Annotated in this window: 16 protein-coding genes and 1 other RNA gene; 6 read left to right on the top strand and 11 right to left on the bottom strand. The window is 54.4% G+C overall.

The window, feature by feature from the left end; all coding sequences use genetic code 11:
• Positions 1-20: 20 nt before the first annotated feature.
• The 8 genes from Q3Y58_RS00750 to nudC form a co-directional block, all read right to left on the bottom strand.
• Positions 21-803, bottom strand: a complete 783-nt coding sequence (locus Q3Y58_RS00750) for a succinate dehydrogenase iron-sulfur subunit (RefSeq protein WP_274217874.1) — start codon at positions 801-803, stop codon at positions 21-23.
• 66 nt (positions 804-869) lie between these two features.
• The gene (locus Q3Y58_RS00745; RefSeq protein WP_319620600.1) at positions 870-1,709 is read right to left on the bottom strand and encodes an FkbM family methyltransferase; all 840 of its coding nucleotides are present in this window, start codon (positions 1,707-1,709) and stop codon (positions 870-872) included.
• Positions 1,710-1,733: 24 nt separating this feature from the next.
• Positions 1,734-3,599: a succinate dehydrogenase flavoprotein subunit gene (gene sdhA / locus Q3Y58_RS00740; protein WP_319620598.1), complete on the bottom strand. Its 1,866-nt coding sequence runs from the start codon at positions 3,597-3,599 to the stop codon at positions 1,734-1,736.
• A gap of 4 nt (positions 3,600-3,603) precedes the next feature.
• Complete coding sequence (gene sdhD / locus Q3Y58_RS00735; protein ID WP_274217871.1) at positions 3,604-3,987, bottom strand: succinate dehydrogenase, hydrophobic membrane anchor protein; 384 nt, start codon at positions 3,985-3,987, stop codon at positions 3,604-3,606.
• Positions 3,988-4,000: 13 nt separating this feature from the next.
• A complete protein-coding gene (gene sdhC, locus Q3Y58_RS00730) occupies positions 4,001-4,399 on the bottom strand; it encodes a succinate dehydrogenase, cytochrome b556 subunit (RefSeq protein ID WP_274217870.1) in 399 nt (132 codons plus the stop codon).
• 427 nt (positions 4,400-4,826) lie between these two features.
• Complete coding sequence (locus Q3Y58_RS00725; protein WP_274217869.1) at positions 4,827-5,501, bottom strand: sulfate transporter family protein; 675 nt, start codon at positions 5,499-5,501, stop codon at positions 4,827-4,829.
• 80 nt (positions 5,502-5,581) lie between these two features.
• Positions 5,582-6,196, bottom strand: coding sequence for a histidine phosphatase family protein (locus Q3Y58_RS00720; RefSeq protein ID WP_319620597.1), 615 nt, complete (start codon positions 6,194-6,196; stop codon positions 5,582-5,584).
• Positions 6,197-6,240: 44 nt separating this feature from the next.
• The gene (gene nudC / locus Q3Y58_RS00715; RefSeq protein WP_319620595.1) at positions 6,241-7,095 is read right to left on the bottom strand and encodes an NAD(+) diphosphatase; all 855 of its coding nucleotides are present in this window, start codon (positions 7,093-7,095) and stop codon (positions 6,241-6,243) included.
• Between the two features lie 288 nt (positions 7,096-7,383).
• Here nudC and ffs point away from each other — a divergent pair.
• From ffs to recR, 4 genes are all read left to right on the top strand, one after another.
• An RNA gene (gene ffs, locus Q3Y58_RS00710) (signal recognition particle sRNA small type) lies at positions 7,384-7,481 on the top strand.
• A gap of 101 nt (positions 7,482-7,582) precedes the next feature.
• Complete coding sequence (locus Q3Y58_RS00705) at positions 7,583-9,439, top strand: DNA polymerase III subunit gamma/tau (RefSeq protein ID WP_319620594.1); 1,857 nt, start codon at positions 7,583-7,585, stop codon at positions 9,437-9,439.
• A gap of 85 nt (positions 9,440-9,524) precedes the next feature.
• Positions 9,525-9,845, top strand: coding sequence for a YbaB/EbfC family nucleoid-associated protein (locus Q3Y58_RS00700; protein ID WP_274217865.1), 321 nt, complete (start codon positions 9,525-9,527; stop codon positions 9,843-9,845).
• 76 nt (positions 9,846-9,921) lie between these two features.
• Positions 9,922-10,533, top strand: a complete 612-nt coding sequence (recR, locus tag Q3Y58_RS00695; protein WP_274217864.1) for a recombination mediator RecR — start codon at positions 9,922-9,924, stop codon at positions 10,531-10,533.
• A gap of 6 nt (positions 10,534-10,539) precedes the next feature.
• Here the strand turns inward: recR and Q3Y58_RS00690 are convergent, their stop codons facing one another.
• Positions 10,540-10,992: a DUF1499 domain-containing protein gene (locus tag Q3Y58_RS00690; RefSeq protein ID WP_319620593.1), complete on the bottom strand. Its 453-nt coding sequence runs from the start codon at positions 10,990-10,992 to the stop codon at positions 10,540-10,542.
• 150 nt (positions 10,993-11,142) lie between these two features.
• Here Q3Y58_RS00690 and Q3Y58_RS00685 point away from each other — a divergent pair, with 150 nt between their 5' ends.
• Positions 11,143-11,793, top strand: coding sequence for a septation protein A (locus Q3Y58_RS00685; RefSeq protein WP_319620592.1), 651 nt, complete (start codon positions 11,143-11,145; stop codon positions 11,791-11,793).
• Between the two features lie 42 nt (positions 11,794-11,835).
• On the opposite strand, the gene Q3Y58_RS00680 is transcribed toward Q3Y58_RS00685, so the two are convergent.
• Both Q3Y58_RS00680 and Q3Y58_RS00675 read right to left on the bottom strand, forming a co-directional pair.
• Positions 11,836-12,381, bottom strand: a complete 546-nt coding sequence (locus tag Q3Y58_RS00680; RefSeq protein WP_274217861.1) for an ActR/PrrA/RegA family redox response regulator transcription factor — start codon at positions 12,379-12,381, stop codon at positions 11,836-11,838.
• A 127-nt stretch (positions 12,382-12,508) separates the two neighbouring features.
• Positions 12,509-13,846: an ActS/PrrB/RegB family redox-sensitive histidine kinase gene (locus Q3Y58_RS00675; protein WP_274217860.1), complete on the bottom strand. Its 1,338-nt coding sequence runs from the start codon at positions 13,844-13,846 to the stop codon at positions 12,509-12,511.
• 220 nt (positions 13,847-14,066) lie between these two features.
• Here Q3Y58_RS00675 and secB point away from each other — a divergent pair, with 220 nt between their 5' ends.
• Positions 14,067-14,549 (top strand): protein-export chaperone SecB, encoded by a 483-nt coding sequence (gene secB, locus Q3Y58_RS00670; RefSeq protein ID WP_274217859.1) that lies wholly within the window; start codon positions 14,067-14,069, stop codon positions 14,547-14,549.
• Positions 14,550-14,689 lie beyond the last annotated feature (140 nt).

The raw sequence follows: 14,689 nt of genomic DNA, 5'->3' as shown, positions 1-14,689 counted from the left end.
TTATCGACCTGCGTAGCTGCCTATACGCGACGCTCAACCATCATCTTCTTGATCTCAGCAATTGCCTTTGCCGGGTTGAGACCCTTCGGACAGGTCTGAGAACAATTCATGATGGTGTGACAACGGTAGAGGCGGAATGGATCTTCGAGGTTGTCCAGACGCTCGCCTGTAGCTTCATCACGGCTGTCGATCAGCCAGCGGTAGGCCTGCAACAGAATAGCAGGGCCAAGATAGCGGTCTCCATTCCACCAGTAGCTTGGGCAGGAAGTGGAACAGCATGCGCACAGAATACACTCGTAGAGGCCGTCCAGTTTCTGACGATCCTCGTGAGACTGCAGCCACTCTTTCGCCGGCTCAGGCGTTGTTGTCTTGAGCCATGGCTCAATGGACCGGTGCTGAGCGTAAAAGCGGGTCAGGTCTGGCACCAAGTCTTTGACCACGGGCATGTGCGGCAGTGGGTAAATCTTGACGATCTCGTCCTGACATTCGTCCGCGCCCTTGGTGCAGGCCAGCGTGTTTGTGCCGTCGATGTTCATGGCACAAGAACCGCAGATGCCTTCGCGGCAAGAGCGACGGAATGTGAGGGTCGGATCGATGTTGTTCTTGATGTAGATCAGTGCATCAAGAACCATAGGACCGCAGTCGTCCATGTCGACATAATACGTGTCGATGCGTGGATTGCGTCCATCATCCGGCGACCAACGATAAACCCGATATTCACGCAGGTTCGTGGCGCCCTCCGGTTTATCCCAGACTTTACCCTCGCCCATACGGGAATTCTTAGGCAACGTCAGCTGAACCATTTTTCTTGCTCCGCGTCTGTTGAGGCCCGTTTTCGCGTCGAGGCCCCGTTCTTGCTCGAAGTGGGGTTACCTCACGAGCACCAGATTATCTTGTGTTTCCGCATGAACCCGATAGCCGCATTCTTCCAGAACCTGAAGACAGTCCTCCTCCCAGAAGTCGCGGCAATTGGTTTCAAGCAAGATTACACGCGGCCAGGCTTCCTGTGTCCGGCCACGCAAGAAAGGCAGAAGAACACGGTCCTCAAACCCTTCCACGTCGATCTTTAACAAGTCTACAGTCTCGACCTCCGCATCGCGCAGGAGGGCATCCAGTGGACGCACTTGAACTTCAACGGGCCTCCAATCCCCTGCCCATTGCCCTGTGGTCAGATCTTTGACCATGGTGGCAAAGCCAGAGTTCGTTGGCTCCAGCCAAAGGTTCAGCGTGCCCTCTTGTGCACCCGCGCCACAAACGATCACAGTGAGATCGTCCATACCGTTCGCATCTGCGTTAAATTGCAGTTTGCTGGCGGTGACAGGGTTTGCCTCTAGGGACACGACCTTCATGCCCGCTTTCGCCGCGAACAGGCTGTAGGTGCCCACATTGGCTCCCACATCCACGAAGGTTTCACCCTGCTTCAAAAGTTCCTGAAGAAACTTGTGCTCTTGCTTTTCCGGCAAGCGGCCTTTTGCCAGCATCTTGCGATCATCATAGTTCTCGCCCGGATAAATGCGAAAACGAAGGCCCTCCACTTCCGTATCATAGGGCCCCGCATAGAACCGCGCGCTGATGCGCCGGAAAAACTTGCGAAGGCTTTGCCGGAATTTGTGTTGATCAGCCAACCGCCACATGAAGCGCACAGCATCGCCCGCCTGGTAGGTACCAAACGGAGACTGTGTATCAACGTGGGGCGCTATGCTGTTCAACTCGCTCAACTCCGGCAACTGCACTTAGTATACGCGTGCTTTTGGTGCGATCTTTTGAGGATCAATGCCGCCCTGATCGTAGGTGGTCAAAGGATCCAGAACGACCGGGCGATAACTCAGTTCGACCTTGCCGTCTTCAGATACACGAGAGATTGTGTGTACGCGCCAGTTTTCATCGTCACGACCGCCAAGTGGGCCGTCCTTGAAGTCCTCACGAGCGTGAGCACCGCGGCTTTCCTTGCGCGCTTCAGCACCGTAGACGGTGGTGATCGCGTTTGCCATCAAGTTCTCCAACTCCAGCGTTTCCACAAGGTCAGAGTTCCAGATTAACGAGCGGTCAGAAACCTTGACGTCTGCCATTTCATCCCAGATCTGAGAAATGCGCTGACAGCCCTGCTCCAAGCTTTCCTGAGTACGGAACACCGCAGCATCTTCTTGCATGGTCTTCTGCATCTTAGAGCGCAGCTCTGCGGTTGGCGCAGAGCCGTTCGCGTTACGCAGGCGATCGAAGCGCGACATGATTTTCTCGCAGGATGCTGCATTCGGCGTTGGAATTGGCGCGCTGCGGTCAATCACTTCACCTGCACGGATGGCAGCCGCACGGCCAAACACCACAAGGTCGATCAGCGAGTTGGAGCCAAGACGGTTCGCGCCATGAACAGACGCACAGCCTGCTTCGCCCACAGCCATGAGACCCGGTGCGACTGCGTTTGGATCCTCGGCGGTTGGGTTCAGCACCTCACCCCAGTAGTTGGTCGGGATGCCGCCCATGTTGTAGTGAACGGTTGGTAGAACCGGGATTGGCGCTTTGGTCACATCCACGCCTGAGAAAATGCGGGCGCTTTCGGAAATGCCAGGCAGACGCTCAGCCAGCAGGTCTGGATCCAGATGGTCCAGATGCAGGAAGATATGGTCCTTGTTCTTGCCAACACCGCGACCTTCACGGATTTCCATCGTCATACAACGGGACACCACGTCGCGAGATGCAAGGTCCTTGGCAGAAGGTGCATAACGCTCCATGAAGCGCTCACCCTCGGAGTTCACAAGGTAACCGCCCTCGCCGCGCGCACCTTCAGTGATCAGACAGCCTGAGCCGTAGATGCCGGTTGGGTGGAACTGCACGAACTCCATGTCTTGAAGCGGAAGACCGGCGCGGGCAATCATGCCACCGCCATCGCCCGTACAGGTGTGAGCGGAAGTCGCCGAGAAATATGCACGGCCATAACCACCCGTCGCCAAAACAACTATCTTGGCCGAGAAGCGGTGAATGGTGCCGTCATCAAGGTTCCATGCAATCACGCCCTGACACACGCCGTCTTCGGACATGATCAAGTCAAGCGCAAAATACTCGATGTAGAACTCGGCATTGTTCTTCAAAGACTGACCATAGAGCGTGTGCAGAATAGCGTGACCTGTTCGGTCAGCGGCTGCACAGGTACGCTGCACCGGGGGGCCTTCACCATAGTTTTGCATATGGCCGCCGAACGGGCGCTGGTAAATCTTGCCATCCTCTGTGCGAGAAAATGGCACGCCGTAGTGCTCCAGCTCATATACAGCTGCAGGCGCTTCACGGGCGAGGTATTCCATGGCGTCGGTGTCGCCGAGCCAATCAGAACCCTTGACGGTGTCGTACATATGCCATTGCCAGCTGTCTGGCGTCATGTTCTGCAAAGATGCTGCAATTCCGCCTTGCGCCGCCACGGTGTGAGAGCGGGTCGGGAACACCTTGGTGATACACGCGGTTTTGAGACCCTGCTCTGCCATGCCGAGCGTCGCACGCAAGCCAGCGCCACCGGCGCCAACAACGACAACATCAAAGCTATGATCGACGAACTCATAGGCCTGACCGGATGCACCCGGTGCTGCGGCCCCACTGGTTTGTCCAGCCATGTATTCAGCCTCCGAAGCTGATCTTAAGCACTGCTACAGCGGAAGCTAGTGCGATGAAGGATGAAAAAAAGATGTTGCCCATCAGAGCAAGCAGTTTCAGCCCTTCGGTGTGTACATAATCTTCGATGATCACCTGCATACCCAATTTCATGTGGTAGCAGCCAACAAGGATTACCAAGAGCATCAGCACGGAAACGAGCGGGTTTTGCATCGTCTCAACGAAGGTCTGATAATCGGACCCCTGCAGGGAGATAACCAGAAACACAAAGAAGGTGATCAAGAACACGTTGGCAACCGCTGTAACGCGTTGACGCCAAAAATGTTGGGTTCCGTCTTTTGCAGAACCCAGCCCGCGAACCTTCCCGAGTGGAGTGCGCATGTCAGTCATCGGCTCTCTCCTTTTAACGGACCACGTAGCCGATAATCCATAGAAGGATCGTCAAGCTTACGGAACCAATGATGGTGGCCTTGGCCATCCAGTTTGCTGCTTCGAGCTGGAAACCGCGGCCCATGTCCCAAACGAAGTGGCGCAACCCACCTAGCATGTGGTGCACCAGAGCCCAGGTGAAGCCGAATAGGATAAGACGGCCGATCCATGATCCGAACACGCCATTGGCAAATTCATAGGCTTCCGGGCCCGATGCCGCGCAGATAAGCCAAAACGCCATTAGGATCGTACCGAAGTACAGACCTGCGCCCGTTATACGGTGCAGGATCGACATAAGCATCGTCAGGATCAGGCGATAGACCTGAAGATGGGGCGACAGTGGCCTGTTGGCCTTAAAGTCAGCATTCGCCATTTAAACCTCTCCCGTCCCTTGCCTACGCTGACGTTTACGTAAGCGTAAATAAAACAAGGCGTTGCACTGGTGTCTAATAACTCCAACGAATGGGTGCGTCAAAGCATCCGAAGGGCTTAGATTGCGCATCTCTCGAAAACCTTTGATTTTTCAGCGCATTAAGCGCAAAAAAACTGTACAGAAACGCCATCAAGAATCAGGGAAAACACTGAATCCAACCACCGCAAAAACTGGAGTTTTTGCCTCATAATTTTCATTTCTGAAAATTGTAGCTATTTTTCAGGACACTCATACACAGTTTACCCTGCGCCACAAGGAGCAAGCACGCGCGCGTGGCGGCGTACCGCGGACCCATCAGCACCTCTTTAAACGATGGAAGCTGAGGTCTGGATCTAGAACCTAAGTCGCAAACAAAGCGAACAAGGCACTAAGCGGCCACGGGGGCGCGTCCTCGCAACTGCTTGAAGATGTGAACCATATAGATGGTGGCAAACATCGGCGTGATCAGGTTCAGGATTGGCACGGCAAGCACCAATGCGATGAGAAGGCCACCGAAGAACACTGTGCCCCCATTCGCCCTTCTCAATGCGCGGGCATCTTCTGGCGACATGAACCGCATCGCTGCGAACTCGAAGAATTCTCGACCGAGCAAATAACCATTGACGAGAAAGAAGGCGACCAGATTCACACCCGGAACCAAAAGCAAAAGCAACGCGCAAATATTGCCCAAAATGACCACACCGAGAAACTTCAAGGCGATCCCGAGTGACTGGAGGACGGGCAGCGCTTTGCCGGAGGGATCATATGGGTAGTCACGCTGTTCAACCAGCTCGGCAATGTCGTCCTGGTAAAAGGCCACAAACAAAGCTGAAGCGGGCGCGATCAGGAACCCCAACCCGATAAAGGCACCCACACCCGTGAGAATGCCCAAAACAGTCTCCAACCATGGGTATGGCAGCTCGACGAAGTTTGCAAACAGCGCCTGAATTACGATCCAGATCACCGCCAGCAAGCCAATGGTCAAGCCGATAGACTTCAGCAGGATATGTCGATATTCCGGCTGGAATACCTGAGAGAACGACCGCAACGCAGCAGCAATCATTGGTTTCAACTCTTCACAAAAACAGCTTCGACAGTGGACATAAGCTGCCAAACCGCATTTCTCAAGTCACGCCAAGAGCCTTAACCGGCCAGCTCAGATTCAAGATCTTCAATCCGGCGCCACTCGGTTGCCTTCACGCTGGCACGTTTCGCAGTGAGATCGGCACTGTCAAAAAAGAAGTAGCAGCCTCCGCCAGCGTATTGGTCATATTCGCGGGAAATGCCGGTGTTGGTAAGATGGCAGCGCAACAGGCTGCCCACACCGCCATGTCCGGCGAACAAAACCGCTTCGTCATCAGGAAGTTTGGCGAGCGCCCCTTTGATGGCTGAGACGATGCGCGTTTGTGCATCGAGCGCGCGCTCCCAACCACGAATGTTGACCGCAGGCCGAGCAAAAAACTCGTTTGCCACTTCTTCAAACTCTTCTTCCGGCAGATAGCCAGTTGAGGAGCGGTCGTTTTCTTGCAATCCCGCCTCACTCCAACACTCGACACCCAAGTGATTGGCGATGATGCGACCGGTTTCTATTGCCTTTTTCTCGGAGCTCGTGATGACATGGTCCACGGAGAGCAACCAAGGCTGCCGCAGACCCGCCTTCATGCGTGTGATGCCCTCATCGGACAGATCCCAGCTTGCAACCGGAATCGCGGGATCAATATCCACATTCGGGTGCGTAAGATAAATGCAAGTCGCCATATCACCTCCCTCTAATAGCGCGGCGATCTTATACCGGCTTGCGTTTAGCTTCCTTGCACAAATAGTCTGATTAAGTGATGCGCTATTGAGATTTCTGGCGGGCAAAAATAACCAGTTTTCGTCGTTCCATTTAGCATTTCTTCGACTTCACTCTTCGTAAACCATCGACAATCGAACATTTCTTCATAGTCTACGTTCAACTCTGTTGTCAGTGCTTCACCAAAAAAGCCCATCATAATGTTGGATGGAAACGGCCACGGCTGGCTGGCGATATAGCGGACATTGCCCACGCGAATGCCCGATTCCTCGAAAGTTTCACGGCGCACCGCGTCTTCGAAGGTTTCGCCGGGTTCCACAAACCCCGCAAGTGTCGTGAAGAGGTTCTCCGGCAAGTTATGCGGACGCCCGAGAAGAGCCTCCCCCTTCTGGTTTTGTATCAACATGATTACGCAGGGATCGGTACGGGGAAAATGCTGAGCCTCACAGGAGGGGCAATCGCGGCGATATCCTGCCTCAGACATTTTCGTATCACCGCCGCATCTTGAGCATTTGGGATGCGTACGATGCCAATTCAGAAGCGCGCTCGCCTGCGCCAGCACACCCATATCTTCATGACTGATCATCTGACTAACGGCGATGCCACGGAGCGGTGCCAGCTCAAACAGTCCGTCTACAGCGAGCTGTTCCTTCAACACTTCCGGATCCGACTGGAACTGGAGTGCAAAGACCGGGCGGCCGTTTCGGCTGTTGTCAAAGCCCAGAAAAGCTCTTTCAGCCCCGGAAACTGGAAATGCGGCCAGCTCCTCCTTGCCTAGAAAGCAGGATGTTCCTCCGCTCTTTGACAGAACGAAATGACCGGCAGTTGCGAGTGCATAAACGGTGGAGGCCTGCGCCTCCACTTCCGAAATCCAGGCGCTCTTGGACCTTGACCCAGCTCTTCTATCAAGCTGGTTTCCGGAGAAACAAAGGAAGGACGAAGCCTCCTGCGGTGTCCATGGCACAGTCATTTCAGAGCAATTCCTCAAAATATTCAAAGCGCCTCACTGAACTCCTTAAGAGGCTCAAGCGCAACCCCTTCCATGAACAAGCTGTGTGAAGGTCGCTTGAACATGCCATGAGTTCAAATCGTCCACATTCCTCCACGAGGCCACTTGCAAAGCTAATAAAAAACGACCATACAGGGGCCGGGAGGTTGGTGGTGGACGAGCCACTCGCCAACCGGGTCAGGTCCGGAAGGAAGCAGCCCCAACGAGCATCGGTACGGGTCACCGTGCCAGCCTCCCACCTCTTTTTCCCCGCGCCTTACCTCGACAAGCGGCCGGTCTTCGTCTTGAATGGCCGGGGTAGTGGCAGCTGCTTTTTCAGTAGCGTTTATTGCGGGGCCTTATGGACGACGTTCAGGTAGACCAGACCAGCCAACCACACATCGCCGATGCGCCAGCCAGCTCTTCCAAGACAACGGAGAGCGGATATCGTGTTCTTGCGCGCAAATATCGCCCCAGCACCTTTGATGACCTCTATGGTCAGGAGCCCATGGTCAAAACGCTGCAAAATGCGTTTGAGACCGGACGTATTGCTCAAGCCTGGATGCTAACGGGTGTTCGCGGTGTTGGTAAAACCTCCACCGCCCGTATTCTGGCGCGAGCGCTGAACTATGAGATTCCGGGGGAGATAGACCGCCCAACCATCCATCTCAACAAGATGGGGGCGCACTGTCAGGCCATTATGGAAGGCCGGCATGTTGATGTCATAGAAATGGACGCCGCCTCTCACACTGGCATTGGCGACATTCGCGAGATCACCGAGGCGGTGCGTTATCGCCCAGCAAATGCGCGCTACAAAGTCTACATCATCGACGAAGTGCATATGCTCTCCAATGCAGCGTTCAACGGCCTTTTGAAGACGCTGGAAGAACCGCCAGAGCACGTAAAATTTATCTTCGCGACCACTGAAATCCGGAAAGTACCGGTGACCGTGCTATCGCGCTGCCAACGCTTTGATTTGCGCCGCATTGAGTCCGGGACGCTCCTCAGCCTGCTGCGCCGCATCTCCACAAACGAAGGCATCGAGATTTCCGATGAAGCGCTGACGCTAATCGCGCGCGCCGGCGAAGGCTCTGCGCGTGACTCGCTTTCTCTGCTGGATCAGGCTATCGCCCACGGGGCAGGCCATATCGGCGAAGAAGATGTGCGCCAGATGCTGGGCCTCGCCGACCGTTCTCGCATCATTGATCTGTTCGATCACGTGATGAAGGGTGACATCGCCAGCTCACTGGAAGAGCTGAAAGCGCAATATGATGTTGGCGCAGATCCGGCCGTAGTCCTTTCTGATCTTGCTGATTTCACTCACCTTGTAACACGCCTGAAGGCCGTGCCTCGCGCGGGCGACGACGCCAGCGTGACCGAAGCAGAGCGAACCCGGGGCCAACAGTTTGCGGAAAAGCTCTCCATGCGCGTGCTGTCTCGCAGTTGGCAAATTCTGCTCAAGGGCATCACTGAAACCCAAACCGCACCCAAACCTCTGGCAGCGGCGGATATGGTGTTGGTGAGGCTGTGTTATGCTGCGGACTTGCCGGATCCGGAGGAAGCCCTCAAGCTTCTCAAATCCGGGGGTTTTAATTTAGGCGGAGCACCAACTGCTGGCGGTGCAGCTTCGTCTTCAAACACCGCCACCTCTGCTCCGTCCGGTTCAAATGCTAGCCCTACCCCACCGCGCTTGCAAAGCGTGGCTGGCACCGGGTCGGCAATTGCGGCAGTTGCTCAGGCACAGCCAGCCGCGGCACCTGAGGTTGTCGAGAAGATCGCTCTGCGAAGCTGGCAGGATGTGGCCGAGTGCGCCGCAAAGATGCGCGACATTCCCATGAAGGTGACGATCGAGCGCGCACTACGCCTTGTAAACTTTGAGCCCGGCCGCATTGAAGTTCAGCCAACTGAAGAAGCCTCACCAGATGCAGCGGGCGAGCTGGGGCGCAAGCTTACCGAATGGACGGGCCGACGTTGGATCGTGGCAGTGAGCCGGGAACAGGGGCGCCCGACCCTTTATGAGGAAAAGCAGGCCAACCAGCGCCAGCTGGTGACCGCCGCTCATTCAGACCCAGAGGTCGCCGCCTTGCTGAAGGCCTTCCCAGGTGCGAAAGTGGTGGACGTGAAGGTCCTCAAAAAGGATGAGGATGAACAGAGTCTCGAAAGTGACTTACTGCTTGACGAAGCTCTTGATGGCCTCGATATGGATGAAGAGCTTTAGTTCGCAAATCCAATTTGCCTAAGAACTAAAAAGAAAAGGCAGCGAACCAGTGTCTGCCGCGATTCCAGTTGTAAGGAGATGTCCCATGGACTTTCTGAAAATGATGAAGCAGGCCAAACAGATGCAGCAGCAGATGGGTGACCTCCAGGCAGCGGTGAATGAGCTGTCTGTTGAAGGTACTGCAGGCGCAGGTCTGGTCGTTGTAACGCTGAACGGCAAAGGCGAAATGACGGGGCTCAAGATCGACCCGTCTTTGGTCAAGCCAGAGGACGCTGAAGTCTTGGAAGACCTGATTCTGGCAGCACACAACGATGCAAAGGCTAAGGGTGAAGCTTTGGTTCAAGAAAAAACGCAGGAAATGATGTCTGACCTTGGTCTGCCTGCCGGTATGAAACTGCCATTCTAAACCCACAGGTCTGATTATGCCGCGCGGCAGACATCCTGCCGCGCCAAGTTATCTATCCCAAAGCGCAAGCAGTTTCATGAGCACACGCAAAGTCGCCGGCCCCGAAATCGAACGCCTGATCCAACTGCTTTCCAAATTGCCAGGTTTGGGGCCACGATCTGCCCGGCGCGCGGCACTGCACCTCGTGCAGAAAAAAGACCAGCTGCTTATCCCCCTGGCTGAAGCAATGGGCGTTGCCGTTGAGAAAGTGTGCGTTTGCTCAACCTGCGGCACGGTAGATACCTCCGATCCCTGCACCATTTGCACCGATCCTCGCCGAGATGCCTCCACCATTATTGTCGTTGAAGATGTCTCGGACCTTTGGGCCTTGGAGAGGGCTTCCGCGCTTAGCGCGCAGTATCACGTGCTTGGCGGCACGCTATCGCCGTTGGATGGCGTTGGGCCCGATGACCTCAATATCAACAAGCTCGTTGAGCGTGTCGAAGAAGGTCGTGTTGCGGAAGTTATTCTGGCTGTTAACGCGACCGTGGAAGGCCAAACGACAGCGCACTACATCACCGACCAACTCGCTCGGTTTGACACTGTAAAGGTTACGCGCCTTGCCCATGGCGTCCCGGTTGGGGGTGAGCTGGACTATCTGGATGAAGGCACGCTGTCGCAGGCGATGCGAGCCCGCACCAACTTTTAGGCATCATCAAAGCGCTGCGTATATGCTTGAAAACGCCTCGTAGCGCCTGCGATTGAGCCCCAGATCCGAGGTGCCGCTTCTGGATTTGGATCGATATTGAATGAGCGCTGTGTCCTGATCAAAGTAGAGTTCCAGATCATCGTGAAAGCGCAAGGTCGGCGTTGTGAACACCACATGCCAGAATGTATCCGTTTGCGATAAAATCTCATTGCCACCGAGCTGGGTGAGCGCCGTTCGAACAGCTTCCTGAGTGTCAGAAAGACTGCCCTTGAATGGCAGTGGTGCAACGCGCTTGTTTCGGTGCTGGGTTTGACTGCTAACCCAGTTCGGCTTGCCATCTAGCTCCGAGAAGCCACTCTGACCGTAGCCGAGATGCACAGGAAAGCGGCGATTTTGTATGACAATGCGCGCGACAAACAGTAAGAGCAGCGAGAGAACAGCAATAAATGCATAAAACATAATAAACCCATGAAATGCCTGTCGCTTCCGTTCTACTGTCATTCACAGAGGAAGCTTAGAATTCTGACTAACTCAAGAAGGGGCTTGACCTTTAGGCGGGGCAACTCCTATCTGCTCTACAACATAGCTCGCAAAACCAGAGAGTGAAGTATGGAATTTGAACACGCGCCCAATGAAAAAGGTCACGAGGAAGTCGCACCGCTTCTCAAGCTTGCACTGGAACTTGGGCCACTCGCCGTGTTCTTCATTTCCAATACTCGCGGCGAACAGCTAATGGAGGCTTTCCCAGTCTTGAACAGCCTCGGAGAGCCCATTTTCCTCGCAACGGCTGCATTCATGATCGCAATCTCAATCTCTCTGGCCGTTTCCTACTATCTCATGCGCTCTCTTCCGGTGATGCCGGTTGTTTCCGGCGTTGTGGTGCTGGTGTTTGGTGCTCTGACACTTTATCTGCACAATGAACTCTTCATCAAACTGAAGCCCACCATCGTGAACGTCATGTTTGGCAGCATTTTGCTTGGCGGGTTGTTCTTTGGGAAATCGTTGCTTGGCTACGTCTTCGACAGTGCATTCAAACTGACTGACGAAGGATGGCGAATCCTCACCCTGCGGTGGGGGGTGTTTTTCTTTGTGCTCGCCGTTATCAATGAGATTGTCTGGCGAAACTTTTCGACCGATTTCTGGGTCGACTTCAAGGTTTTCGGCTTTATGCCAATTACCATGGTCTTCACGCTGGCTCAGCTGCCGCTGATCAACAAGCACAGCTTGGAAAATAAAGACCAAGGTTCATCGGCAGGCTGATCTCTCAGCCTGCGCGTCCCATCACCAAAGATTTGCCTGTACTCAGCGTGGCGCGCGTTTCGCCAAGATGCGCTGCAGCGTACGGCGGTGCATGTTGAGACGGCGGGCCGTTTCAGAAACGTTGCGATCGCACAGCTCATAAACGCGCTGAATATGTTCCCAACGAACGCGATCTGCGGACATCGGGTTTTCAGGCGGAGCGGCTTTTTCATTCGGGCGACGCATCAGCGCTGAAAAGATGTCATCTGCATCAGCTGGCTTGGCCAAGTAGTCCATGGCGCCGAGCTTTACAGCAGTTACAGCGGTTGCAATGTTGCCATAGCCGGTCAAGACAACGACCCGCGCCTCCGGCTTCTTCATGCGGATTGCTTCAACCACATCCAAACCACTGCCATCTTCCAGACGCATGTCGCAAACTGCGAAGTCGGGCGCTTCGGCGGCAACCTTGCTGAGGGCTTCCTTCACCCCATCAGCAGTGTCTGTTTCAAAGCCGCGCTTTTCCATGGCACGGGCCAACCGCTGCTGAAAGGCCTTGTCGTCATCCAGAATCAACAGACGGCCCAGGGGTGCACTTTCAAGTTCGTTCATTTCCAATGGGTCCAAATTACTCTGCGTAGGTCCTTCTTATAATGACTGGGCCTATATTGGGAAGGGATCTTCCATTTTTATTAGCAGCATCAGTCACCTGAGAATTAATCTAAGGCATTTTTGTGCGTTATGATTGATCCATCGCATTTTTCGGCCAACGAATCCGAACAATTGCACCTGTTTCTGGGGGTTTTCGATTACCGAAGCTCAGGCGGGCACCCGTTCGCTCCAGAAGAGTCTTGGCGATAAAGAAGCCCAAACCCAGCCCGCCGCCTGCCTGCCCAGAAGGCGCGCTCTTTTTTTCCTTGCTCAATGGCTGAATTTTCTTCGCCAACCCCCGCTTCGACACATACGGCTCACCCATGCGCGCAATCACATCGGGCGCAAAACCGGGACCGTCGTCGCTGATGGTAATCTCAACTCTTTCATCGTCCCAACTGGCTTTCAGCTGCACGTTTCGCCCGGCGAAGTCCACCGCATTCTCTAGGATATTCCCGAGACCATAGGCGATGCCTGGATCGCGCCGCCCAACCGGCTCAGGTCCCTCACCTTCCAACTGCACATCGATATGAACCCCGAGCCCCCGATGGGGCTGAGAAACCTCCTCCAACAACTGAGAGAGCGGCATTCGCTGGAAATGCTGGTCCGTATCCGAGGAGAGCGACGTCAGTTTCTGCAGAATTTCGCGGCATCGGCGCGCCTGAGCGTAGACCAGCTCCGCATCTTCACGCAGCGGGTCTCCTTCTTCAAACTCTGTGGCCAGTTCTTTCGCGGTCAGATAGATGGTGCCGAGCGGCGTTCCCAGCTCATGGGCCGCCGCGGTGGCCAAACCATCGAGCGCGGAAAGGTGCTGCTGATGCGCAAGCACCATATCGGAGGCAGCCAACGCATTGGACAGTTGGCGTGCTTCACTGGCAATACGCAGAGCATATGTTGCCATGAAGAACATGCTGCACAGCAGAGACACCCAAACTCCAACCGTATAAACTGGCGGCATTTGAAGTGCCTGACCGCCATACCAAGGCAGCGGCATGTGATAGATGCCGATTACCGTTGCAAAAAAGCCAGCCAAGGAGGCCAACATGATGGTGTTCTTGAAGGAAAGCGCAGTGGCTGACACCATGACCGGAGCCAACAGCAGAAAGCAGAACGGGTTGCCAAGGCCGCCCGTCAGGTAGAGCAGGCCAGCCAGCTGGAGAATGTCGTAGGCCAATTGGATTGCCGCGCCGTTTTCATGAAGGCGCGTACTGGCGGGCCAGCGAATCTTCAAAATCACATTAAGCCATGCTGAAACCGCAATCAGAACATAGCAGTATCCAATAGGTAGCGGAAAACCGAGGCCGTAATACACAACGATCAATGATATTGTTTGCCCTGCAATTGCCAGCCAACGCAAGCGGACAAGAGTGTCCAACTTGACTTGCAAATCAAAGCTACGGGATTGATCAGTTGTTGCGAATGCCATCTGGCCGGCTCCAGAGTTCCGGATCTTGCGAATTGTTATGCCCAAAGAAGCAATATAACTATTAGTGCCTAGGCGAAAGAGTTCAGTTGTTTAGGTCCATAATTGATCACACAGCCTTGTATCCTCTGGTATGTCATGCTAGCCACCCCAAGGACACATGTGCGGTCGAGGGGAATTTTGCCGTACATGCCAAATTTAACCGTGAACCGGGAACACTATTATGAGTGATAATCAGGAAGCTCAGGCACAAGCACCAGCTCCAGGCATGAACATTCTTGCCCAGTACATTAAGGATTTGTCTTTCGAGAACCCAAATTCTCCCAAGTCCCTTCAGCCAGGTGAGCAGCCAAAGCTGGACATCAACGTAAACGTTGGTGCAAATCCTCTGTCTGACGACCAGTTTGAAGTTGTTCTGACCCTGAATGCGAAAGCCAACACTGCTGAGCAGGTTATGTTCGCTGTTGAGCTTATCTACGCTGGCGTGTTCCAGATCACCAACGTTCCTAAAGAACACATGCATCCATTCATTCTCATCGAATGCCCACGCATGCTGTTCCCATTTGCACGCAACATCCTGGCTGACACCACCCGCAACGGCGGTTTCCCGCCACTGATGCTGGACCCAATCGACTTTGCCGCTCTGTACCGTCAGAACCTGGCACGCATGGCGAACCAGCAGCAGGAAGGCCAGCAGCCTAATTAATTCTTTCTCACTTTCGAGAAGCAGAAAACCGCGCTCCATCCAGCGCGGTTTTTTGTTTTCTGCTCGAATTTGCGGCAATCAAATAGCATTTTTTAAAAGAAACTTCCCTAAGGTCACCTCAAAACAAATTGGAACGATAG

Source organism: Nesiotobacter zosterae (genome assembly GCF_033843645.1).
In the GTDB taxonomy this organism is placed as follows: Bacteria; Pseudomonadota; Alphaproteobacteria; order Rhizobiales; family Stappiaceae; genus Pseudovibrio; species Pseudovibrio zosterae.
Note: the sequence above shows the minus strand (reverse complement) of the source record. Positions and strands in the feature narration are given on the sequence as shown.